The 23,908-nt window shown below is 55.5% G+C and carries 17 protein-coding genes; 14 read left to right on the top strand and 3 right to left on the bottom strand.

Translation table 11 applies throughout. From position 1 onward, the window contains the following. The first annotated feature begins 492 nt into the window (after positions 1 to 492). The 10 genes from DBR37_RS11925 (at position 493) to DBR37_RS11880 (ending at position 15,891) form a co-directional block, all read left to right on the top strand. Positions 493 to 1,878, top strand: a complete 1,386-nt coding sequence (locus DBR37_RS11925; RefSeq protein WP_124574709.1) for an LLM class flavin-dependent oxidoreductase — start codon at positions 493 to 495, stop codon at positions 1,876 to 1,878. Between the two features lie 80 nt (positions 1,879 to 1,958). Next, positions 1,959 to 2,870, top strand: coding sequence for an ABC transporter permease (locus tag DBR37_RS11920; protein WP_124574708.1), 912 nt, complete (start codon positions 1,959 to 1,961; stop codon positions 2,868 to 2,870). Then, positions 2,867 to 4,606: an ABC transporter ATP-binding protein gene (locus DBR37_RS11915; RefSeq protein ID WP_124574707.1), complete on the top strand. Its 1,740-nt coding sequence runs from the start codon at positions 2,867 to 2,869 to the stop codon at positions 4,604 to 4,606. The genes DBR37_RS11920 and DBR37_RS11915 overlap by 4 nt, the downstream gene beginning before the upstream one ends. Continuing rightward, positions 4,575 to 6,734 (top strand): TonB-dependent receptor domain-containing protein, encoded by a 2,160-nt coding sequence (locus DBR37_RS11910; protein WP_233588359.1) that lies wholly within the window; start codon positions 4,575 to 4,577, stop codon positions 6,732 to 6,734. Before DBR37_RS11915 ends, DBR37_RS11910 begins: the two co-directional genes overlap by 32 nt. Before the next feature lie 130 nt (positions 6,735 to 6,864). Then, positions 6,865 to 9,057, top strand: a complete 2,193-nt coding sequence (locus DBR37_RS11905; RefSeq protein WP_199739106.1) for a TonB-dependent receptor — start codon at positions 6,865 to 6,867, stop codon at positions 9,055 to 9,057. A 104-nt stretch (positions 9,058 to 9,161) separates the two neighbouring features. After that, on the top strand, positions 9,162 to 11,312 hold the full coding sequence (locus DBR37_RS11900; protein ID WP_124574706.1) for a TonB-dependent receptor: 2,151 nt from the start codon (positions 9,162 to 9,164) through the stop codon (positions 11,310 to 11,312). 37 nt (positions 11,313 to 11,349) lie between these two features. Further along, a complete protein-coding gene (locus DBR37_RS11895) occupies positions 11,350 to 13,107 on the top strand; it encodes an ABC transporter substrate-binding protein (RefSeq protein ID WP_124574728.1) in 1,758 nt (585 codons plus the stop codon). Next, entirely contained in the window at positions 13,104 to 14,036 is a 933-nt protein-coding gene (locus DBR37_RS11890) for an ABC transporter permease (RefSeq protein ID WP_124574705.1), read from the top strand. The genes DBR37_RS11895 and DBR37_RS11890 overlap by 4 nt, the downstream gene beginning before the upstream one ends. 65 nt (positions 14,037 to 14,101) lie before the next feature. Beyond that, the gene (locus tag DBR37_RS11885; RefSeq protein ID WP_124574704.1) at positions 14,102 to 15,391 is read left to right on the top strand and encodes an acyl-CoA dehydrogenase family protein; all 1,290 of its coding nucleotides are present in this window, start codon (positions 14,102 to 14,104) and stop codon (positions 15,389 to 15,391) included. After that, the gene (locus tag DBR37_RS11880; RefSeq protein ID WP_158610248.1) at positions 15,388 to 15,891 is read left to right on the top strand and encodes a GNAT family N-acetyltransferase; all 504 of its coding nucleotides are present in this window, start codon (positions 15,388 to 15,390) and stop codon (positions 15,889 to 15,891) included. Before DBR37_RS11885 ends, DBR37_RS11880 begins: the two co-directional genes overlap by 4 nt. A gap of 10 nt (positions 15,892 to 15,901) precedes the next feature. Here the strand turns inward: DBR37_RS11880 and glpK are convergent, their stop codons facing one another. Both glpK and DBR37_RS11870 read right to left on the bottom strand, forming a co-directional pair. Continuing rightward, on the bottom strand, positions 15,902 to 17,398 hold the full coding sequence (gene glpK, locus DBR37_RS11875; RefSeq protein WP_124574702.1) for a glycerol kinase GlpK: 1,497 nt from the start codon (positions 17,396 to 17,398) through the stop codon (positions 15,902 to 15,904). 21 nt (positions 17,399 to 17,419) lie between these two features. After that, entirely contained in the window at positions 17,420 to 18,310 is an 891-nt protein-coding gene (locus DBR37_RS11870; protein WP_124574701.1) for an SMP-30/gluconolactonase/LRE family protein, read from the bottom strand. Between the two features lie 68 nt (positions 18,311 to 18,378). On the opposite strand from DBR37_RS11870, the gene DBR37_RS11865 reads away from it, so the two are divergent. From DBR37_RS11865 to DBR37_RS11850, 4 genes are all read left to right on the top strand, one after another. Next, positions 18,379 to 19,293, top strand: coding sequence for an NAD(P)-dependent oxidoreductase (locus DBR37_RS11865; protein WP_124574700.1), 915 nt, complete (start codon positions 18,379 to 18,381; stop codon positions 19,291 to 19,293). Positions 19,294 to 19,427: 134 nt separating this feature from the next. Beyond that, entirely contained in the window at positions 19,428 to 21,197 is a 1,770-nt protein-coding gene (locus DBR37_RS11860) for an ABC transporter ATP-binding protein/permease (protein ID WP_124574699.1), read from the top strand. Between the two features lie 75 nt (positions 21,198 to 21,272). Continuing rightward, positions 21,273 to 22,046 carry a DUF3047 domain-containing protein gene (locus DBR37_RS11855; protein WP_124574698.1) on the top strand — a complete coding sequence of 258 codons (774 nt, stop codon included), beginning with the start codon at positions 21,273 to 21,275 and terminating at the stop codon, positions 22,044 to 22,046. Between the two features lie 141 nt (positions 22,047 to 22,187). Continuing rightward, a complete protein-coding gene (locus DBR37_RS11850; protein WP_124574697.1) occupies positions 22,188 to 22,649 on the top strand; it encodes a hypothetical protein in 462 nt (153 codons plus the stop codon). A 50-nt stretch (positions 22,650 to 22,699) separates the two neighbouring features. Here the strand turns inward: DBR37_RS11850 and DBR37_RS11845 are convergent, their stop codons facing one another. Further along, positions 22,700 to 23,890: a M20 aminoacylase family protein gene (locus DBR37_RS11845; protein ID WP_124574696.1), complete on the bottom strand. Its 1,191-nt coding sequence runs from the start codon at positions 23,888 to 23,890 to the stop codon at positions 22,700 to 22,702. Between the last annotated feature and the right edge of the window lie 18 nt (positions 23,891 to 23,908).

Here is a 23,908-nt window from a genome sequence, read left to right as displayed (position 1 = left end):
ATATTTTTTCCTGCGTTAAGGATATGCAGTATTCGCATGTGCCTGGCTAATGCACGGGTGTCATGCTCGCGGTAGGTGCTGCTATGGATTGCTGTCAGCTTGTGCTAATCATAGAAATAGCAGGCTGCGTGTGGCAACGAATTTGTCCGTATATGGATATCTGAAGTTTGATATGCCTGTATCGCATTTGTAAGCACGAAATGCTTCGTTGGCCAGGTGAAAATTGCCGCTTAAGATGCAGACGCATCCTCCTCCAATACCTCTCAAGATTGGACTTAACCCGCGCCGCAAGGTTAGCGGGTTTCTTTTTGTCCGCCGTCAGTAAACGTGCTTGCAGATGTGTTCCGGATATCAAACGATATATCCAAACTTCTGCTAAAGATCGAATTTTTTATTGTTTGTGACGACGCATTGAAGGCGGTAACTTCTCAAAAAAATTAATCGTCTGTGCAGTTCGTATATCGCCAGACAGAGTATCGATAAGGAATGGAAATGGCATCGCCACCGCGTCAAATGAGCATAGGTATGAACATCCTCGGGCTGGGGGGGCACGGGGCTGCCTGGCGTTTGGCCGAAGTGCCCAGCAGTTCCCTGCTCGGTGTTGAGTACTTTCAAAACATTGCACGTATCTCGGAACGCGGCACGCTGGACGCGATCTTTCTGGCAGATGGCCCGGCACTGAACGGTAACGTTGCCAACAATCCGGTCGGAGGCCTCGAACCTACCGTGCTGCTGACGGCCGTTGCTCTGGCGACAAAGTACATAGGCGTGATTGCTACCGCTTCGACGACATATAACGATCCCTACAATCTGGCGCGTCGTATTGCATCGCTTGATCACATCAGCGGCGGTCGTGCAGCGTGGAATGTCGTGACTACTGCAGGTGACATTGCAGCGCAGAATTTCGGACTCACTGGCGCACCTTTGCATCATGACCGCTATGGTCGTGCAGCGGAGTTTCTCGATATCGCCATCAAGTTATGGGATAGCTGGGAAGACGATGCCGTCATCAATGACTGGAAGAACGGTGTATTCGCTGATGCGAAGAAGGTACACACGATAGATCACGCAGGCGAGCACTTCTCGGTACGCGGTCCGCTGAATGTAAGGCGTACGCCGCAAGGGCGTCCGGTACTGGTGCAAGCCGGTTCCTCGGAGGGCGGAAAGTCCGTCGGCTCACGTTATGCCGATGCGATCTTCACGACTCAAACTACATTGGAAGATGGGCAAGCCTTTTATGCAGAGATGCGTAATCGCGCACGTGCATGGGGCCGCGATCCGGATTCATTGAAGATCATGCCCGGCTTGTCTACCGTGATTGGCAGCACTGAAGCAGAAGCACATGCACGTTGCGATGAGCTCGATAGCTATCAGGGGGAGCTCGGTCTGGCTGGTCAAATCGCGGCACGTATCGGCATTGCTGTCTCTGATCTCGATCTTGATGCGCCGTTGCCGTGGGATCGCATCATTGATGTGCGCGCAACACAACGGGATGCGAATACCCGTGCACTGGGTGGTGGTTCACATGGTTTCTTCGAAGCGCAAATCAATCTGGCCCGACGCGAAAACCTGACCGTACGCCAATTATCCAAACGCATACGCAGCGGCCATCGCCTCGCGGTTGGTACGCCGGAACAAATCGCTGACACGCTGGAAGAATGGTTCAAATCCGGTGCGGCAGATGGCTTCAACATCATGCCGGATATGTTTCCTTCCGGCGCTGAAATTTTTGTCGATGAAGTAGTACCCCTCTTGCGTCGACGCGGCATCTTCCGTACCGAATACACCGGTACTACCTTGCGCCACCACCTCGGCCTGTCGCGCCCGAAAAGCCAGTACGAAGAGGAAGAAGACTGTGAGCGCTTGCTCGCCGTCTGACCTTTTTGTCGCATGCAAGTGCATGCAAGCCCCCCTGATTACTTACCGCAATTTAATACAGCCATCGAGGTTTACCTGCAATGACTACTGGATCAACCGTTCAACTGGAAGCGCCTGATTTCGGCGCTACGCTGGCGCCATCGGTCGCGCACAGCTCCCGATTCCCACTGCGCCTGGGTGACTGGCGCAAGTTGCGTCCGGGTCTGGTGCTGGCTGCATTGTTTGTATTGTTTCTGGTGGTGGCGGCACTGCATCCGGCGTTGCTGACATCGAATGATCCGCTGGCCGCTTCTGCACGCGAAGCCTTCCGTGCTCCGAGCGCTGTGCACTGGCTGGGTACCGATGAAAACGGACGTGATGTCTGGACGCGCCTGATCTATGGCGTGCAACCTTCATTGCTTATGGGTTTGGCTGCGACGGCAATTGGCTTGAGCATCGGTATCGCGGTCGGGCTGTTTGCCGGCCTGGGTCATCGCATCGTCGATAATTTTCTGATGCGTCTGATTGATGTATTGCTGGCTTTCCCGGATTTGTTGCTGGCGCTGGTCATTATCACTTTCTGGGGCCAGGGCCTGGTCAATGCTGTGATCGCGGTTGGTGTCGCGAGCGTGCCGCGTTATGCCCGTATGGTGCGTGCCCAGACGCATATCGTACGTAATGCGCAGTATGTGGAAGCGGCTGTGACGCTGGGTTTGCGTCGCTCCACCGTGATCATCCGTCACGTATTGCCGAATGCAATCAAACCCATCCTGATCCTGGCAACCATAGGCATAGGCGGCAAGATTGCTGCCGGTGCTGCATTGAGCTTCCTCGGTTTCGGTGCGCCGCCGCCTTCGCCTGAGTGGGGCTCCATGCTGTCAGTCGGCCGTAATTTTCTGTCGAACGCGTGGTGGCTGGTAGCCGCGCCCGGCGTTGCTGTCACCCTGACGGTGGTTTCGATCACTGCACTGGGCCGTGAATTATTGCTGCGCAGCGAAGGCAAGCGCGCATGACCAGCCAGCTGGAAAACGGGCGCCGGCCTTTGGTTGAAGTTGAGAACCTGCATGTCCATTTTGGTCATGGCGGTCCCGCTATCATCAAAGGTATTTCATTTGCCTTGCACCGTGGCGAATGCCTGGCCCTGGTCGGTGAATCCGGCTCCGGCAAAAGCGTTACTTCGCGTACGCTGGTCGGCCTGACCGGACATCGCAGCACCTTGCAGGCAGATCGCCTGAGTTTTGACGGTGATGATTTACGCAAGTTTAACGAACGTACCTGGCGCGATATACGTGGCCGTCGTATCGGCTTCGTGATGCAGGATGCACTGGGTTCTTTGGATCCGTTACGTACGGTTGGCGCTGAAGTGGCTGAACCACTCAAGCTGCACGGCAAATGGACCAAACAGGAGCGTGATGAAAAAGTAATCGCCTTGTTGCGCTCTGTTGGCATCCCTGAACCTGAAACCCGTTTGCTGCAATATCCGCATCAACTCTCTGGCGGCTTGCGCCAGCGCGCACTGATTGCTTCTGCGATTGCGTGCAATCCTGAACTCCTGATTGCGGATGAGCCAACCACGGCACTGGATGCCGCGGTGCAGGCGCAGGTACTGGATTTGCTCGAATCCTTGCGTACCCCTGACAAGGCCATGCTGGTGGTAAGCCATGATTTTGCTGTCGTGTCGCGCCTGGCTGACCGGGTTGCCGTGATGTGGCATGGCGAGATTGTCGAGCAGGGGCCGCTGGATGCAATTCTGCATGATCCGCAACATCCATATACAAAATCCCTGTTGTCGGCCGTGTCATCAGTACAGAAGCGTGGCCCGGTGCGCCAAAAAATTGCGGTGACCGATGATGGCCATCTCGCTGCTTTGCCGACCGAGCTGCCGCCGGGTGTGATCAATACCAATCCGATTGCGGTAGAGGTGAACAACCTGACCAAGGTTTTCTTCGCGCCGGATGGATCACGTCGCGTGGCGGTATCGGAAGTGTCGTTTGCATTACGCAAGGGCGAAACCGTTGGCATTGTTGGTGAATCCGGGTCCGGCAAGACGACGCTGACGCGCATGGTGCTGGGACTCGAAACACCGAACGTCGGCAACGTCCGTTTGCGTGATCAGGTCTGGAGTGAACTCAGCGATGCGCAGCAACGCGCAGAGCGCAAACGCATACAGGTCGTATTCCAGGATCCGCTCAGTTCATTCGATCCGCGCTATACGGTGGAGCGGGTGCTATTCGAGGCACTGGGCGTCGCTGGTTATACCAACGCCACGGAAAAGCGTGCACGCGCGATTGAATTGTTGCATCTGGTGCGACTGGATCAGAGCTTCCTGCAACGCCGTCCTATCGAATTATCCGGCGGTCAACGCCAGCGCATAGCCATCGCGCGTGCACTGGCACCGGAACCGGAAGTGCTGATTTGCGATGAACCGGTCTCTGCACTCGACGTATCGGTGCAGGCACAAATTCTTGATCTGCTGATCGACCTGAAAGATCGCCTCGGCCTGTCCTGTCTTTTTATCTCACATGACCTCGGCGTCATCTACCGCGTCAGCGACCGGATTCTGGTGATGAAGGACGGCATCGTGGTCGAGTCAGGTGGGGTCCGTGAGGTATTTGAAAATCCGCAGCACGTATATACGCAAGCGTTGCTGAGTGCCATTCCGCAGCTGGGAAAAAGAAAGCGCGTAGTTGAGTCAACTGATATCGGGAGTAGGGAAAGTGAAAAAGAAGGTGAGCTGGATGCAGCGTAATGCACTGCAAATGAACGCGACAACGACTACCCGTGCAGCCTTGCTGCGCACGCTCGGCGTCGGTGCTGCATTATGCCTGTCCGGTGGCATCGCTGGCGCGCAGGAAGCTGCACCGCAGGTAGAGGAAACCGTAGTCATCAAAGCCAAAGCATTGAAGGATGCAGAGAAGGCGAAAGAACGACTGAAGAATGTTGCCGGCACCGCAAGTGTGGTGAACAACGCCGATGTGGAGCGTGGTCGTGCACAGAATGCCGAAGATGTGCTGGCGTATCAGCCGGGCGTGTTTGCAGCGGCGACCAGTGGCACAGGTGCGAATAAGATTTCGATACGCGGCTCCGGCCTGAACGCTTTTTATCAGGGCTACTCGCTAGGTATTAAGTATCTGTTTGATGGTTTGCCGATCACCGGACCGGGCGGGACGCAGGAAGATTTTCTGACGCTGTCCGGCGTTGATTACACCGAGATTCTGAATGGCTCCAATGCATTCGCATACTCGGCCTTGTCATTGGGTGGTGCGATTAATTTTGTCACCCATACCGGACGTAGTTCGCCAGGTAATGTGGTGAGTGTGGAAGCCGGCAGTTTTGGTTATCGCAAATATCAGGCCAGCACCGGTGGTGTATCGGCTTCTGGTGATACCGATTATTTCCTGCAATATGCGCACAATCAGCGCGACGGCTTCCAGCGTAATAGCCCGAATACCGGCGAAGATTACATTTTTAATCTGGGACATAAATTCAGTGATCGTCTGGAGACGCGTCTGATAATCCGTCACCGTGGCGAAGAATTAAGAAACGGCAGCACACTGACCCTGGCACAACTGAGGGCTGATCCACGCAACAGCACTTCCATTGCGTCGGCTCGACGCAAGGGTGGTACCACTTTTGTCACCAGCAAGACCACACTCACGCTGGATGACAAGTCAAAGTTTGAACTCGGCTTTGCTTACAACGACTACCCGCTGGATAACGGCTGGATATATTCCGATCAGCCTGGCATCTGGCGTTCCAAGGACTTCACCACGTCGCTGAGATATTTACGTACCGGCGATACCTTGTTTGGAAAACTGAGCGATACCACCGTCAGTTTTAGTGACACCCGTCTGCTGGATGGCGACGTGACGGGCTACAACCAGGTGAATGGTGTACACACCAGCGAGCGGCAGTACACCAAGTACAGTGGTTCGCGCGACACCGTATTGTCTGTCAGTAATGCGCTGCATTTAAGCGATCAGTTCACGCTATCCAGCGGACTCTCGCTGATTGAGGTCGGACGTAATGTGCGTATTGAACGTTCGACTTTGCCTGCCAGCGCGTTGCCATTTCCGCGTGCCGTGGATTACACCGATCGCTCCCTGGCGCCGCGCCTGGGCTTCCTGTTTCAGGCTACGCCGACCGTGCAATTGTTCGGTAACGTATCGCGCTCAATTGATCCGCCGGTTACCTGGCAGATGGCAAGTACCGGTGTTTCTTACGTAAGACCACTGCGACCACAAAAGGCGAATACGGCAGAAATCGGTTTGCGTGCCGCTAACGAAAAACACGAAGGAAGCGTAACCCTCTACCGTTCTTATGTCAGTGATGAGTTGCTGACTTCGATAGCCAGTCCGGCAGTGGGCGCTACCCCGGCATTGATTGCCAATACCAATGCCAGCAAAACTATTCACCAGGGTATAGAGGCAGCACTCACGTCGAAACTGTGGCGTAACAATAATGGGGATCGCCTGAGCTATCGTCAGGCTTATACCTTCAATGATTTTTACTATCGCAACGATCAGCGCTACGGCACAAATGAATTACCTAGTTTGCCGCGCCATGTATATCAAGGCGAGTTGCTGTTCCAGCAAGCCGGCGGCTTCTACTCAGGTGTGAACGCCCGTGCCATGTCCGGTTACTACGTCGATTACGCGAATACCCTCAAAGCGCCATCTGCAGTGATCTGGGGCGCCAAGTTTGGCTATGAAGAGCCAGGGAAAAAATGGAAAGCGTATCTCGACTTCCGCAATCTCGGCGATAAACATTACGCTGCTGCCGCCAATACAACAGACAACGCCAGAGGACTTGATTCAGCCAACTTCTATCCAGGCGATGGCTTCTCGATATACAGCGGAGTGACAGTCCGATTCTAAGTTCTGCAATAAAAAATATTTGATGAATGGTGTGGTTCCCCGGGCTGTGCTTCATACAAGCGAGGCGGGTCGGATTGCCATACCCGGTTTTAACAACGGGTAGTAAATCTGATTATTGGGAGTAAAGAAAGTGAACAGGAAAGTGAAGCAGTCACCGCAGCGAGGGCGCATAGCCCGGCCAGCTACACATCGTGCCTTGCGCGCATTGAGCGCGAGCGCTGTGTTGTGCATGGCGAGTGGTGCCATCTATGCGCAGGATGCCGCGCCGCAAGTGGAAGATACCGTGGTCGTCAAAGGCAAGGCTTTGTCTGGTGAAGACAAGGCCAAACTGAAACTGAAAGAAGTGTCGGGTGCGACCAACTTTATCAATAGCGACGATGCAGAACGCCGCAGCGTACGTACAGCGCAAGACATTCTGGCCTATCAGCCTGGCGTCTTTGCGCAGGCCGCTTCGGGTGGTGGTGACGGCATCAAGATCTCGATCCGCGGTTCCGCAATCAACCGCGGCGGTGGCAACTCTTTCCGTACCGGTACTTACTTCCTGTTCGATGGATTGCCCGTCAGCGGCCCTGGCGGCACACCGTATGAATTATTTGAACCACTCGGCCTGGAGTACACCGAAGTACTGCGCGGCGCGAATGCTTTTGACTATGGCGCCAACACACTGGGTGGTGCCATCAACTACGTCACCAAAACCGGACGTACGGCAGATCCGTTTGCCGTGCATGTCGAAGGCGGCAGCTTCGGTTATCACAAGGTACAAATCAGCGGCGGCAAAGTCATCGGGCCACTGGATTACTACTTCAGCATTACCGAAGCTTCACGTGACGGCTTTCAGGCGCAGTCGCGCAGCAGCAGCAACGGTATTGCGGCGAACATCGGCTATCAAATCAATCCTGATGTGCAGACACGTTTCTATCTGCGCTATCGCGAAACCAAGAATCAATCGCCGGGTAACCTGACGCGTGCGCAGATCGACGCCGATCCGCGCCAGGCCAATGCGCTGGCGATCGCACAGAATGCCTTGCGTGACCAGCCTGGTTCGACCTGGCTGGCGAACAAGACCACGATCAGGCTGGATGGCAGCTCACAACTGGATCTGGGATTGGTGTACCACAACTATCCTATCGATTCGCGCCCGAGCAATGCGGTAGCAACCAACGCGACTTTGCAGGATTGGGGTTTTGAAGACGTATCCGCAAGTGCGCAGTACTCGCGCAGCGATACCTGGGGCGGCAAGGTCAGCAATACCAAAATCGGTTTCGTCGTGACCAAGCATCTGGATGCGTATCGTGATTCGTATGTACACCGTTCATCACCGGGTTATCCGGCTGGTTCACTGGTGCACAAGGTTGAGTATGGCGGCTCTGATCTGGTGATCCATGCCAGCAACGATCTGGAGCTGGCGTCGTCGCTGTGGCTGACGACGGGCTTGTCCGCAATCAATACCAAGCGCGACACCATCGTGACCTATCCGGTCACCAACCAGCCGTATAGCACCTCACGCTGGGATTTCGCCCCGCGCGTCGGCTTACGTTACAACTTCACACCCGATCTGCAAGTCTTCGGCAATATCGGCCGTTCGGTTGAACCGCCTAATTCATGGGCATTCCTGACCACGCCGCCGTCGTTCGGGACCTTGTACGGTGCAACCGGGCCACTCGCGAGCTTCGCAGTGCGCGGCTATGACCTGAGAAATCAAAAGGCCACGACCGCCGAAGTCGGAACACGCGGCACGCTCAACGGCGGACAGTGGAGCGTCGCACTCTATCGTTCCGAGTTGAAGAATGAATTGCAAACGGTAGAGACCTTCCCGGGTTCCGGCGTCACGCTCGAATCGAACGCCAGCCCGACGGTACATCAAGGGCTGGAAGCAGGAGCTGATTTGCCGCTGTGGGAAGCGAGTGGCCAGAAGTTGTCACTGCGCCAGGCTTACACCTATAGCGATTTCCATTACAAGAACGATGCCCGCTTTGGCAGCAATCAGTTGCCTGGCATACCACCGCATTACTACCAGGCTGAACTGTTGTATGTACATCCAAGCGGCTTCTATGCAGGCGTGAATGCGCAAGTGGCATCCAAAACAAAAGTTGATTACGCCAACACCTTCGCTGTGAAGGGTTACACCGTGTTTGACGCATCGGCCGGTTACGTCCATCCGACGAACGGCTGGAAAGTATTCCTTGATCTGCGCAATCTTGGTGACAAGCGTTATGCAGCCAGCGTCAGCCCGACCGTCAATGCCAAAGGTGTCGATACGGCGAGTTCTGTTCCGGGTGATGGCTTTGGCGCTGTTGCCGGTATTTCCTACGCATTCAAGTAATAGGCAGTTAGTTCATTCCATAAAAAACATACGCCGGCATGTCCTTTACAGATTGTGTCGGCACTTGGTCCTGACTTTTGTCAGGCATTAATTAAGGGGTTATTTTGAAACACGCACTTCCTCCATCTCGGATTACTTCGCGCCTGGTGGCTTCCGTCTTCCCACGCGCACAACGTTCCAAACTATTGCAGGCGACCGTCCTGTTCTGGTTCGCCAGCGGCCTGGTATATGCGCAAGAAGCGACGACACAAGTTGAAGACACTGTCGTCATCAAAGGTAAGGCGCTGTCCACGACCGAAAAAGCCAAAGTGAAGCTGGAGAACGTAACCGGCAATGTCAGCGTGGTGAAAAACGCGGATGTGGAAAAAGGCCGTTCCTCGACACTGGAAGACGTACTGGCCTTCGAGCCTGGCGTGTTCGCGCAAGCCACCGGCGGTAACGACGCGGTCAAGATTTCGATACGTGGCTCCGGTATTGCTACTGCTGCGGGCGTATTCCGTGAAGGTACGGCATTCCTGTTTGACGGCCTGGCACTGACCGGGTCCGGCGGTACGCCATACGAATTGCTCGAAATGTCGGGCATCGATTACACCGAAGTGCTGCGCGGTGCGAATGCATTCCAGTATGGCGCTTTGGCTTTGGGTGGCGCGCTGAATCTGGCGACGCATACCGGACGCACTTCGCCTGGCGTGTATGGACGATTTGAAGCGGGTAGTTTCGGCTGGCGCAAGCAACAGTTGAGCGTGGGTGGCGTAACTGAATCAGGCGATACCGATTACTACGTCAGCGTGACTAACTCCGAGCGTCGTGGTTATCAAAAATGGACCAACGTCGAAGCCAAGGGCATCGTCGGTAACTTTGGCTTCCGCCTGACACCTCAACTGGAAACACGTCTTTACCTGCGCTATCGCGAAGAGTATCACCAGACGCCTGCACTGCTCACGCTGGCCCAGCTGAGAGCGGATAGTAGCCAGACTACAGCGGCTACCGTGAATGGTCGTCAGGACGGCACCAAGCCTGGTTCGACTTACATCGGCAGTAAGACGACTTACACCATAGATGACGTATCCAAAATTGAATTCGGTCTGGCGTATCACGACTATCCGCAGATCCTGAACATCAATAGCACCGCCACACCTAACTTCTGGACCTGGCGCGATATCAATGCTTCATTGCGCTATCTGCGTAGTGAACAATTGTTTGGCTTGCAAAGTGATACCACCGTCAGCTTCACCCGCACCCAGGCCATTAACTCTGGCGTAAAAACATACAACGGTACCACTCGCGCATTGAAGAAGGATGCAACGTATAACGGCTCGTCCGACACGGTACTGGCAGTCGGCAACGAGTTGCAACTGAATCCGCGTACCTGGTTGTCATCGGGTTTGTCGCTGGTGAATATACGTCGTGATGTGCGTACGCTGTACGGTGATATCCCGGTCAATAACGCGGCGACTACCTACAACCATCAGGACCTGGCTCCGCGCCTTGGCTTGCGCTATGAACTGGCACCGAAAGTGGTGGCCTTCGCCAACGTCAGCCGTTCCATCGATCCGCCTGTGACCTGGGGCTTCACCGGTTCCGGTACCACTGCGACGCAGATAGGCGTGAAGAAGCTGACCGAGCAAAAAGCGAATACCGTGGAGATCGGTGTGCGCGGCAGCAATGACACCTTCACCGGTAGCGTCGCGCTGTATCGCTCCGAAGTCCGTAATGAACTGCTGACCGCGCAAATTCCTGGCGGTGGCCCGACAGATCAGGAGAAACGTAACGCCACGCCGACCGTACACCAGGGCCTGGAAGCAGGTCTGGATGCGCGTGTGTGGAAAGGCAAGGGCGGCGACAACGTCGTCTTGCGCCAGGCCTATACCTATAACGATTTCCACTACAAAAAAGATCCGGTCTACGGTGCGAACGAATTGCCTGGCCTGCCTAAGCATGTCTACACGGCAGAGCTGCAATACCAGCATCCGAGCGGTTTCTACGTCGGTGTAAACGCGCGTTACTCATCGAAAACCTGGCTGGACTATGCGAACTCGCTGGCCGCGCCTAGCTACACCATCTTTGGTGCCAAGGTCGGATATGAACAGCCTGGCGGCAAGTGGAGCCTGTTCCTCGATTTGCGCAACCTGACCGACAAAGCGTATGCGTCGGCGATCAGCCCGCAATACAACCTGCGCGGCGTGGATAACACCGGTGCTGTGTATGTAGGTGACGGCTTCGGTGCCTTCGCAGGTGCGTCTTACCGTTTTTAATTGATATTTGAATGTAATAAATGAAGGGCTGGTGAATATGATACGGATTGCCAAAGGCAATGAAACAGGATCTTTGCTGTATGCGCTTTTACGTATCAGCTTGTTGGCAGGCGCTTGCATTTTGAGCGCCTGCTCATCAGGTGATAGTGAAAAAACTGCGGGTCAGGGAGCAGCTGATGCGACCGGCAGTGCGATAGTGCGTGACGGTCAGCTGAGTTATGCAGCGTCTGACTATTACCAGCAGAGTGCAGGAAAACCGGGCGGCACCTTGCGTGCGACGGTGGCCCTGGATACCTCAACCTTCGACGTCCATGCCATCTCGCACGGCAACGTGCAGTGGCTGGGACGCATCCTGTATGACGGCCTGGTGTACCAGGACGAGCAAGGGAATATCTCGCCGTGGCTGGCCAAGTCATGGGACATTTCGCCGGATGGCAAGACCTATACCTTCCATTTGCGCGATGACGTAACCTTTAGCGACGGCGTACGCTTCAATGCGGAAGCAGTGCTGGTGAACCTCGAGCATATGCGTGACCCGGCGACCAAGTCGCCGTTGGCTGCGGCATATATTCGTCCTTATCAGCGTGGTCGCATCGTGGATGAGTATACGTTTGAAGCAACACTGAGCGAACCATATTCACCTTTCCTCGATGTGCTGGCGCAATCCTGGCTGAGTATGATTTCGCCGAAACAGATTAAGGAAAATCCAAAGTCGATTGCTGAGCATCCTATCGGTTCGGGCCCGTTCGTACTGGAAAGCTATGTGCGCGCGCAAGGTGCAAACTTCGTCAAGCGCGCCGATTACAACTGGGCACCGCCTGTGGTCAGGCATCAGGGGCCGGCCTATCTGGATCGCATAGAACTGACTTTCGTGCCGGAAGCGATGATCCGCTACTCGTCGTTGCAAAGCGGGCAATCCGATTTCACGCTGGATGCGCCGGCGCAGAATGCCAAGGCGATACGTGCTGATCCGAATTTGCGTTTTCATAGCCGGGTGCGTAAAGGTAATCCATTCCGCAGCCTGACATTGAATGTGGAGAAAGCGCCATTCAATGATGTGCAGATACGCAAGGCGTTGGCACTGGCCATCGACCGTGAAGGCGTCGCCTGGATTACCGGCTTTGGTGAATATGCACCCAAGGGCGACTTCCTGGCAGCGAATTCACGTTACTACGATCCGTCGTTCAAGGATGCGCTGGCTTATAACGTCGCAGAGTCGAATCGCCTGTTCGACCAGGCGGGCTGGACCGCGCGGGATGACAAAGGTTACCGCGTCAAGGACGGCAAGCGCCTGTCAGCTACCTTGCTGATCACCGAAAATCCGGCCTTTCCGAACAGTGTGGCCGTTGCGATCCAGGCTGATGCACGCAAGGTAGGTTTCGAGCTGAATATCGATGTGGTGCCGATCGCAGTTGCAACGGACAAGCGTTATGCCGGTGATTACCAGGCGCTTGGCGGTGGCTACTGGCATACGAATACGCCGGATGGTTTGTACATCCTGTATCACAGCAATTCGATTGCCAGCGAGAAACTGATCGGACAAAACAGTTCACGCCTGCGTGATCCCGAACTGGACGACGCACTGGAACGTGCACGTAAATCCAATGATCCGCTTGAGTTGAAAGCGCTGTATAGCCAGGCGCAACGACGTCTGACTGAACTGGTTCCTGCCGTTCCTTCATATGAAAGCATTCATATGATCGCCTATCGCAGCAATGTGAAAGGCGTGATCTTTGATACCTCGCACAACACGCCATTGTTCATTGGTGTCTGGCTCGACAAGGAGGGATCATGATCTCGCTCAAACGCATACTGTGGCGTTTGCTGGCCGGTCTCGGCGTGTTGTGGGGGGCGGCAACACTGACCTTTGTGGCGATCAATCTCACCGCCGGCGATACCGCGCTGGCGATAGTCGGCGGGCCGGATGCGATGCCAACGGCTGAAGTGCTGGCGCAAGTGCGGCGTGAGTACGGGCTGGATGATCCGCTGCTGACGCAGTACGGCAATTACATAGGTCGTCTCGCCAAGGGCGACCTCGGTGAATCTTATCGCTTGCGCATACCGGTGCTGAAAGCGGTGACGCAGCAACTGGGCGCGACTGTGCAACTGGCCTTGTGCGCCGGTGTGCTGTCCATCGTGTTGTCGGTACTCATTGCTTTGCTGACGGCAAGACGCGCGCCGTGGATACGGTCTGTTGTCTCCGGTGCGGAACTGACGATTACATCTGCGCCTTCGTTTGTGATCGGCATACTCTTATTGCTGCTGTTCTCTTTTTACTTCCACTGGTTCCCGCCTTCCGGTTCGCAAGGCTGGCGTTCGCTGGTGTTACCGACGATTGCACTGGCCTTGCCGGTAGTCGGCGTATTGACGCAAGTCTTGCGGCAAGAACTGGAAGATGTGCTGGAACAACCCTTCATCCTGACGGCGCGTGCACGCGGCATGTCGGATGCCGGTGTGCGTTTGCGTCATGCGCTACGCCATGCACTGGTACCGCTGGTCACCTTGTCTGGCTTTGTTTTTGCCAGTCTGCTGGGCGGCGCGGTGGTGGTTGAGCTGCTGTTCGCACGACAAGGCGTCGGACGTCTGATGCTGGACGCTGCAAACAGCAAGGATGTTCCTATCGTACTGGGCATCACCCTGTTGGCTGCTCTCATCTATGTGATCGTCAACATCGTGGTCGACATTCTCTACAGTCTGATCGATCCGCGCGTACGCGCAACTTAAGAAAAACAGACATTTGATTGCCGTGTGCAAACACCGCCCCACCATTTTTAATAGAAGCAAATATCATGACTAATACTGCTACCGCCACCATTCATCATCTGGAAACCAAAGTTGCCGCCAGCCCGACCTACGAAGAACTGGCGGAACGCTTCCGGCCTGTGTTCGCACGTATCGCGGAAGATGCCGTGCGACGTGAACAGGAACGTGAACTGCCGTATGAGGCAGTGCGCTGGTTGCGTGAAGCCGGCTTTGGCCGCGTCCGCATCCCGCTCAAATACGGTGGCTTCGGTGCGACGATTTCGCAATTCTTCCGCTTGCTGGTGGAGCTGGCAGAAGCCGATTCCAACGTCTCGCATTTATTGCGCGGTCACTTTGCTTTCCTCGAAAGTCGTATCAATCACACCGATGAATCGGTGCGTGAATTCTGGTTCCCTAAAATCGTCGAAGGCGCACTCATCGGTTATGCGATGGCCGAGCTGACTGAAGTGACAGGTACCAGCGCCACCATCAAGCAGGAAGATGGCAAGTGGTTCCTCAACGGCAAGAAGTACTACAGCACCGGGACTATCTATGCCGACTGGATCGTTGCATCAGTGGTCGATGGTGAGGAACGTGTCAGCGTATCGTTGCCAGCAACGTCGCCGGGCGTGACACGCATCGATGACTGGGATGGTTTCGGTCAGCGCATGACAGGTAGCGGTACGACCATCTTTGAACAAGTCGAGATTCTGCCTGAGCATATCAACCGTCGCTTAAGCGGCAAGGATAGCTATGCACAGTCGTATCAAAAGGCTTTCCTGCAATTGATTTTGCTGGCGTCGATTGCCGGAGTCGGCCGGGCGGTCAAACGGGATGCCATCGCTTTCGTGCAGCGCAAGACGCGTGCGTTCGGCGTGCCGGGGGCATCCAGTCCGCGTGAAGATCCATTGGTGCAACGTGTGGTTGGGCGTCTGGCCAGTTTGTCGTTTGCAGCGGATACGATCGTCGAAGGTATCGCGCGTACGCTGGATGAAGTGCATCTGGCGCGCCTCGCTGATACCGCCGATGAAGCGCTGTATGTTGATACTGAAATCAAGGCTTTCCAGGCGCAGCAAATTGTCATCGATCTGGTATTGCAAGCCAGCACTTTGCTGTTTGAAGTCGGCGGTGCATCGGCCACCAGTGAAACACGTCGCCTCGACCGTCACTGGCGCAATGCGCGTACTGCGGCTTCGCATAATCCGGCGATCTTCCGTGAACGTGCGATTGGTGACTACTACCTGAACGGTACGGTGCCCGACGCTGCATGGATAGCGGCAGAAAAAGAACAGCAAGAGGCACGGGAAAAAGCGGAAGCGGCCGGGGTAAAGCAGTGATACGCAAGGCGACAGTAGCGGACGCGGAGGCGATAGCGACTATCCATGTGCGCACATGGCAAACCGCGTATGCCGAAATTTTCCCTGCCGAGTTTCTCGCCAACCTGTCGCTGGAGAGGCGCATCGCTGCATGGCGTGAGCAACTGGAAAATAATCCCGGCCTGACTTTTATCGCGGAAGAGAGCGGACTGGTGACGGGCTGGGTTTCGGGTGGCCTCAGCATAGATGCGGATGCTGCCGGTGTATCCGAAGTGCAGGCGATTTATGTTCTGCCCGAGTATTGGGATAAAGGCGTGGGTGCGGAGCTGATGCAAACGATAGAGCAGGCTTTGCCACCGTCACACACGACCACGCTGTGGGTCTTGCGCGATAACCAGCGCGCGCTGCGCTTTTATGAAAAGCTCGGCTATACGGCGGATGGCGTGGAGGAAGAACTGGAACGCGGCGGCGTCAAGCGCTGGAAGATACGTTTGCGTAAAAGGCTGGCAGTCGCTGCTTAAGACCCGGCCTTTAGCTTTCCCACGCCTGCGCACGTTCTACTGCGCGATGCCAGGTGTGTCGACGATGTTCCCGTTCATCAGCAGACATGCCGGGTTCAAAGCGCTTATCCATCTTCCATTGCACGCTGATTTCTTCCTGTGAGTCCCAGTATCCGACAGCCAGCCCGGCCAGGTAGGCTGCCCCCAGCGCGGTAGTTTCGGTCACAACAGGGCGCACGACCGGGACATTCAAAATGTCGGCCTGGAATTGCATCAGTAAATCATTGCGCGACGCACCGCCATCGACACGCAATTCCTGCAAGGCCAGTTGCGCATCCTTTTGCATTGCATCCAGCAAGTCACCATTTTGGTAAGCGATGCTCTCCAGTGCCGCGCGCGCGATGTGCGCTTTGTTGCTGCCGCGTGTCATGCCGAGTATGGTGCCGCGTGCATAGGAATCCCAGTACGGGGCACCGAGTCCGCTGAACGCCGGAACGAAGACCACGCCGCCGTTATCCGGCACGCTGGTGGCCAGGGCCTCGACATCGGCCGAGCGCTGGATGATGCCGAGTTCGTCGCGCAGCCATTGCACGATAGCGCCACCCATGAAGACACTGCCTTCCAGCATGTAGTTAGTGTGTCGCGCGTTTTTCTCTCCCAGTGTCCAGCCTATGGTGGTGAGCAAATGATTCTGTGAACGGATTGCTTGCGTACCTGTATTGAGCAACATGAAGCAACCGGTGCCGTAAGTGTTCTTCGCCATCCCTGCTTGGTGACAGGCCTGACCGAAGGTTGCGGCCTGCTGATCGCCTGCGATACCGGCTATGGCGATGGGCGCACCGAACAATTCGGCATGCGTATGACCGACCACGCCGCTACTGGCGACGACTTCGGGCAGCAGAGAGGCAGGGATGCCGAGTATGGTCAGTAATTCTTCATCCCATGTTTGCGTATGGATGTTGAACAGCAGCGTGCGCGAGGCATTGCTGCTGTCAGTCAGGTGGGCACCGGATAATTTGAAAATCAGCCAGCTATCTATCGTGCCGAAAGCCAGTTCGCCGCGTTCTGCCTTCGCGCGCGCACCGGGAATATGATCGAGCAGCCATTTCACTTTAGTGCCGGAGAAGTAAGAGTCCAGCACCAGTCCGGTTTTTTGCAGAAATAAATCCGCTTTTCCTTCAGCACGTAACTGATCGCAATAGGCAGCAGTACGTCTGTCCTGCCAGACAATGGCATTCGCAATCGGTACACCGGTTTTACGATCCCAGATCACTGTGGTCTCGCGCTGATTGGTGATGCCGAGCGCAGCAATGTCGGTCGCTTTGAGCTTGTGCTCTTGCATCACCTGCTGGGCAACCGCCAGCTGGCTGCTCCAGATGACTTGCGCGTCATGTTCGACCCAACCTGGTTCCGGAAAAATTTGCGCATACTCTTGCTGCGCCAGACCATGTATGTGGCCTTCGTGATTGAACAGAATGGCACGTGAGCTGGTGGTGCCCTGATCGATTGCGAGTATGAATTGGCTCATCGTTAGCGGGTGTAATGCCGGTTAGGCAAGGTAGACATGTTCGGGCAGGCCAGCGACATCTACGCGCACACTGAGCAGGTTGCCGGATAAGGGATGTTGTTCCAGTTCTGCTGCCGGACGGTTCTTGCTGACGCTGGTGATGTAGAGCGTGCGCAAGTCATCACCGCCGAATGCCATCATGGTCGGGCAGCGCACCGGCAGTGCGATTTCAGACAGGATGTCGCCCTGCGGTGACAGGCGCAGCAGGCGTCCGCCTTCATACATCGCGCACCAGTAATTACCTTCACTATCTACCGCTGCGCCGTCAGGACGACCGCCATAGTTATTTTGCTTGTCGGTGGAGAATTGATGCAGCACGCGACTGGCGCCCAATGCAGCACTGCGTACATCGTAATCGCAGGCAAAGATGCGGTGCGTGGTGGTGTCGGCGTGATACAGGGTTTTGTTATCGGGACTGAAGGCGACGCCGTTGGAGACGGTGGCGCGCTTGCCGCTGTCGCTGATTGCGTCACGCTCTATGCAATACAGTGCGGCATGCGCATGATCGCGTGGTTCATAAATCGAGCCGACCCACAGGCGTCCGGCTGCATCGCAGCGGCCATCGTTGAAACGGGTGGTACGCTGATCATATGGCGCGTCGGCGACAGGCGTCATTTCGCCGTTGCGGGTGTTGAGCACGATCAGGCCGGAGCGCAGCGCGACCAGCAAGCCGCCTGCGGCACGGATCGCGATACAGCCCGGTTCGGACGGCATGTCCCAGTGCTGGTGCGCGCCAGTTGCCGGGATGTGGCGATGCACGGCGCGACCGTCTATATCTATCCAGTACAAGGCGGCTTCTGCAGCATGCCATAACGGACATTCCCCCAATTGCATACGGATGGGCAGGACAGGCTGGATATTGTAGGTGGACATGGCAGTTGCTTTTTAGGTGGTGTATGCGCCATTATGCAGTGAAAATCTTGTGCATAAAGGAGTTTGAATTGAAGCAATCTGCATCGAAACCGGTCATCGCTTTCCTCGGCATCGGCCTGATGGGAAAACCGATGGCGACCCGCCTGCTGCAGGCAGGGTATCAACTGACTGCATGGAACCGTACCCGCAGCAAGGCCGATGAGCTGGCGCCGGTGGGGGCCAAAGTGGCGGAGCAGGTGGCGGATGCAGTCATGGGGGCGGATATCATCATCACCATGCTGGAAGCCGGCCCTATCGTCGCGCAAGTTGTGGATGCGGCTATCCCGGGCCTGAAGCGCGGTGCGCTGGTGGTGGATATGAGCTCGACGCGTCAGTCCGAAGCACAGGAAGTGCATGCCAGACTGGCGGCGCAAGGCGTACGTTTTATTGATGCGCCGGTTTCAGGCGGTGTAGTCGGGGCGGAAGCCGGCTCGCTCGCCATCATGGCAGGCGGTAGTGCGGATGATTTCGCCGAGGCGCAAGCGGTGTTGACCGTGATGGGACGTCCGACCCTGGTCGGGCCTGCCGGTTGTGGCCAGATCGCTAAGCTGTGCAATCAATTGATCGTCGGCGGTACGCTGAATATCGTGGCCGAAGCCTTGTTGCTGGCGCAAGCGGGCGGCGCTGATCCGACCGCGGTACGCGCGGCCATTCGTGGCGGCTTCGCTGAAAGTCGCATTCTTGAGGTGCATGGCCAGCGTATGCTGGACCGCAACTTCATGCCAGGTGGTCAGGTCAAGAGTCAGTTCAAGGATCTGGAAAACGTGTTGATCGCGGCGAACAATGCCGGTTTGCGTTTGCCGGTGGCGGAACTGGTGACACAAAATTATCAGCAGGTACTGAAAGACGCACCACAGGCGGATCAGTCTGCCGTGTTGCTGGCACTGGAACAGGAAAATCCGGGCTTGCGTCTGGGGCAGCAGGCAGATCAGTTGCCAGGCTGAGCCGGCACCAGTTTTTCTGCATAAGTATTTTTGAACATGCCAGGGTTTGTCCGGTCTATGCAATATCGGGCAAACCTGCCGCTGTTGATGTTGTCAGCTCGTTTTTAACCTCGCGCTTTTAACCAAGCTCACTCATGCCTAAACAACGTATAGACTGGCGCGCCGTCTGGCAACTCATCAAGCCATACTGGGTTTCGGAAGAAAAATGGAAGGCGCGCGGTTTACTGTTCGTCATCGTGGCGCTGGCATTGGCGGCGGTGTATCTCGAAGTGCTGTTCAATACCTGGAACCGCGAGTTTTACAACGCGCTGGAAACCAAGAACTACCAAGTCTTTACCGAACAGTTATGGCGTTTTAGTTATCTCGCCTTTATCTTCATCGCAGTCGCGATTTATCGTATTTACCTGACACAGTCATTGCAGATGCGCTGGCGCATGTGGATGACGCGGCAATACATGGCGCGCTGGCTGCAGCATCAGTCCTATTACAGGATAGAGCAGACCGGCACCGCAGATAACCCGGATCAGCGTATCGCCGAAGATTTGAATTTGTTGACTGCCGCCACACTGTCGCTGAGTCTGGGTTTGCTCTCCAGTGTGGTGACGCTGGTTTCTTTCATCGGCATCCTGTGGTCGGTCAGCGGCCCGATCTCCTTCATGCTGGCGTCACAGGAAATCACGATCCCCGGTTATATGGTGTGGTTTGCGATTGCTTACGCTGGCGTCGGCTCGCTGGTAGTGGGCTGGGTCGGCTGGCCGCTGGTTTCCAAGAATTATTTCCGCCAGCGCTTCGAGGCGGATTTCCGTTTCGGCCTGATACGGGTACGCGAAAATGCTGAAGCAGTGGCCCTGTACCGTGGCGAAACTGAAGAAGCGGTACAACTGAATGGCCGCTTCCAGCGCATACGTGATAACTGGTGGGGCATCATGCGCACCACCAAGAGTCTGAACCTGGTGTCCACTTTCTATTCGCAGTTTGCGAATATCTTCCCTTTCCTGATGGCGGCGCCGCGTTACTTTTCGGGGGCGATTACGCTGGGCGGCCTGATGCAAATCAGCTCCGCTTTCGGCCAGGTACAGGGGGCACTGTCATGGTTTATCTCGGCGTTCAGTGATCTCGCCGAATGGAAGGCGAGCGTCAATCGTCTGGCTGGCTTCCATGCGGCAGTCGATGCTGCGCATGAAGAAAGGGAAGGTGTGCTGGTCACCGCGAATAATGTCGGTGCGATCCTGATAGACCGTTTGATATTGAATGTGCCGAACGGTCCGGTACTGACTAAAGAGCAGACTGCCGATATCCAGGCCGGACAACGCATCCTGGTGGCAGGTCCTTCCGGTTGCGGCAAATCGACGCTGATCCGCGCGATCGCCGGCGTCTGGCCGTATGGCGCCGGTAGCATAGAAGTACCGCAGCAGTGGAAGCTCCTGTTCCTGCCGCAGAAAAGTTATTTGCCGATAGGAACGCTGCGGGCAGCGGTTGCTTATCCCGCCAGTGAAAATAGTTATACCGATCTGGCGATCCGGCATTACTTCGACTTGTGCAAATTGTCACACATGAAAAAGTTTCTTGATCACAGTGACAACTGGAGTCAACGCCTGTCACCCGGTGAGCAACAGCGTCTCGCCTTTGTGCGCGCCTTGCTGACGCGGCCTGATGCCTTGTTCCTGGATGAGGCCAGCAGTGCACTGGATACGGAAACAGAAGAACTTGTTTATCAATTGATATTGCAAGAATTGCCAAACGCCGTCATTGTCAGTGTCGCGCATCGCGAAAGTGTCGCGAAATATCATAAAATGCGCTGGCAGTTTGTCGCAGACGGCACCGCGCCTGTTGAGGTGGATGCTGATGATGATAGTGCGCGCAGCATCTATACGATACAACACATGAAACCCGGCAAAGCTTAAGCGGTCGGGATTTTCCAGAGCGGCTTACACGTACTTGCCATGCATCGCAAGGTGCATGGTCTTGACCATATGCATATGAAATTACTTGCCACACTTGTTTTGCTGTCCCTGCTCACTGCATGTGCGCAATTGCCGAAGAGCGATGATGCAGATGCTTTTGCTGCGGGAAAAATATTGCCGTTCTCGGCGAATTTCGGCAGCGGCTTGCCTGCGCATTGGGAGCCGATGATTATCAATCGCACCAAGAAGCTGACTGAATACAATCTGGTGGAAGATGAGGGCAAGACCGTGTTGCACGCGCGTGCGGTTGCCGCAGCTTCCGGCCTGATGCAAAAGGTGGAGATCGACCCTTTGCCGGTATCGCATTTGAGCTGGCGCTGGCGCATTAGCGGTCTGGTGCAGACGGCGAATAATTTTGATCGCGGCCTGGAAGATTCACCGGCACGCATCATCCTCGGTTTCGACGGCGACAAGGACAGTCTGCCCTTCGCTGACCAGATCATGTTTGAAACCGCGCGCCTGATGACCGGCAGGGATGTGCCGTATGCGACCCTGATGTATATCTGGGGACGCAAGGCAGCGGTCGATACCATCATTACCAATACCCGCAGCAATCGCGTGAAGATGGTGGTTGCCGAAACCGGTGCATCCGGTGTCGGTGACTGGCATAGCTTCTCGCGCAACATTGTTGCCGATTATGAAAAAGCATTTGGTGAAAAACCAGGCAAGCTGATCGCAGTCGGTGTGCTGACCGATACCGACAACACGGGAGAGACCGTAGAAGCGTGGTACGGCGACATCAAACTGACGACCGATGAAAAACGCGATGCAAATTCTGTTGTAGAATAAGCGCGGGCCTGACAGGAGGCCCGCTCTCGCAAAAGCCGATGCACCTGTCGTTTGTCATTGTCCGTTTCGGATAAATCACAAGTTAACACTGACGTTAAACCTTGATGTCGTAGCGAGAAACGACAATATGAAAGGAACGTTATGTGGTCTACATCCCTTGCCGTCGGCGTCACTGCTGCCGATGGCTTCAATAATAATCTCAGTAACAGTGATTTCCTGCGCAGGTATGCGCGTCGTTTGTTGCGTCATGCACGAGCGGATGAACCTGTTAAAACCCTGCCGGTACTGCGTCGCATTATTGCGATGCAAGTCATGCCGGAATTACGTGTGACTGATTTGTACGCCGTCCGCACATCCATCCAGCTGAAACACGTATTACATATGCTGGCGCGGGAGCTGGAGTTCTCTGCATGGGAAGTGTGCAAGCACAGCATAGACCGCTTGCCTGCAGCAGTGCTGGACAGGTATCGGCTGGAGCTGGGTATGTTTGGCGATTATCGGAAGAACTGGTTTCCGGATATTGTCACGGCGCGTGCCTGGCAGCAGCAGAACGGCGGTTATCTGGTTAGCTATGGCCGGCAGGTTGTGGCTTTGCTGGCCTAGTTGATTGAATGTGGTCGCGCAATCTGATGTTGCGCGACCAATTCATGACCTTAGTTCTTGAGGAAGTTTTCCGCCAGACGTACCCAGTAGGTCGCGCCTATCGGCAGCAAATCATCATTGAAGTCATAGCTGGGGTTGTGCAGATTGCATGGCCCCAGTCCGTGTCCGGCTGAGCGGTGATCGCCTTCGCCATTGCCGATGAAGACGTAGCAGCCGGGTTTGCCCTGCAGCATGAACGCAAAATCTTCGGCGCCCATAGTGGGCTCTACCTGTGCATCCACATGCTCGGCACCGACGATGCCTTGCAATACCTCGACCGCAAAAGCAGTTTCTTTCGCATGATTAATCAGCGGCGGATAGTTGCGCTTGAAGTGGAAGCTGACCCTGGCATCGAATGCTTCCGCCGTATGCTCGGCGATTGCACGCATGCGGCTTTCTATCAAATCCAGTACTTTCAGATCAAAGGTGCGTACCGTACCAACCAGCGTCGCGTCATCCGGGATGACATTGGTGGTGCTGCCGGCATGGATCTGCGTGATCGATAGTGCTGCGGCGTCGATAGGGCTCTTGTTGCGCGTGATGATGGTTTGCCAGCTTTGCGCGATCTGCACCGCCACCATGATCGGATCTATGCCTTTGTGCGGCTGGGCTGCATGCGCGCCTTTGCCGGTGACCACGACTTCGAATTCATTGCTGGATGCCATCATCGGGCCAGGGGTCACGCCGAAGTGGCCGACCGGAATGCCCGGCCAGTTATGCATGCCGAACACGGCTTCCATCGGGAATTTTTCGAACAGACCTTCATCCATCATGCGTTTGGCACCACCGCCGCCTTCTTCCGCAGGCTGGAAGATCAGGTAAATCGTGCCGTCGAAGTTTTTATTTTGAGACAAATAATGTGCAGCCCCCAGCAGCATGGCGGTATGGCCATCGTGACCGCAGGCGTGCATCTTGCCCTTGTTTTTTGATGCGTGCGCGAAAGTGTTGAGTTCCAGTATCGGCAGTGCATCCATATCGGCACGCAAGCCAATCGCGCGTTGGCTGTTGCCGTTTTTCAGGATGCCGACCACGCCGGTGACGCCGAGGCCACGGACGACGGGTATGCCCCATTCGGTCAGCTTCTTCGCGACCAGTTCGGCGGTATCGTGTTCTTCAAAGCAAAGCTCGGGATGAGCATGGATTTCACGACGTATCGCTTGGATTTCGTTGTGAAACTGAATGATGGGGTCGATCAACTTCATGGCGTCTCCACTTTCCTG

The organism is Herminiimonas sp. KBW02 (assembly GCF_003852535.1).
Classification (GTDB): domain Bacteria; phylum Pseudomonadota; class Gammaproteobacteria; order Burkholderiales; family Burkholderiaceae_D; genus Oxalicibacterium.
This window is presented reverse-complemented; position numbering and strand designations above follow the sequence as displayed.

Coding starts and splice junctions, on each gene's coding strand:
- DBR37_RS11915 (WP_124574707.1), top strand. CDS start 2,867: ATGACCAGCCAGCTGGAAAACGGGCGCCGGCCTTTGGTTGAAGTTGAG.
- DBR37_RS11850 (WP_124574697.1), top strand. CDS start 22,188: ATGTGGTCTACATCCCTTGCCGTCGGCGTCACTGCTGCCGATGGCTTC.
- DBR37_RS11920 (WP_124574708.1), top strand. CDS start 1,959: ATGACTACTGGATCAACCGTTCAACTGGAAGCGCCTGATTTCGGCGCT.
- glpK (WP_124574702.1), bottom strand. CDS start 17,398: ATGAGCCAATTCATACTCGCAATCGATCAGGGCACCACCAGCTCACGT.
- DBR37_RS11895 (WP_124574728.1), top strand. CDS start 11,350: ATGATACGGATTGCCAAAGGCAATGAAACAGGATCTTTGCTGTATGCG.
- DBR37_RS11885 (WP_124574704.1), top strand. CDS start 14,102: ATGACTAATACTGCTACCGCCACCATTCATCATCTGGAAACCAAAGTT.
- DBR37_RS11925 (WP_124574709.1), top strand. CDS start 493: ATGGCATCGCCACCGCGTCAAATGAGCATAGGTATGAACATCCTCGGG.
- DBR37_RS11855 (WP_124574698.1), top strand. CDS start 21,273: ATGAAATTACTTGCCACACTTGTTTTGCTGTCCCTGCTCACTGCATGT.
- DBR37_RS11890 (WP_124574705.1), top strand. CDS start 13,104: ATGATCTCGCTCAAACGCATACTGTGGCGTTTGCTGGCCGGTCTCGGC.
- DBR37_RS11860 (WP_124574699.1), top strand. CDS start 19,428: ATGCCTAAACAACGTATAGACTGGCGCGCCGTCTGGCAACTCATCAAG.
- DBR37_RS11845 (WP_124574696.1), bottom strand. CDS start 23,890: ATGAAGTTGATCGACCCCATCATTCAGTTTCACAACGAAATCCAAGCG.
- DBR37_RS11870 (WP_124574701.1), bottom strand. CDS start 18,310: ATGTCCACCTACAATATCCAGCCTGTCCTGCCCATCCGTATGCAATTG.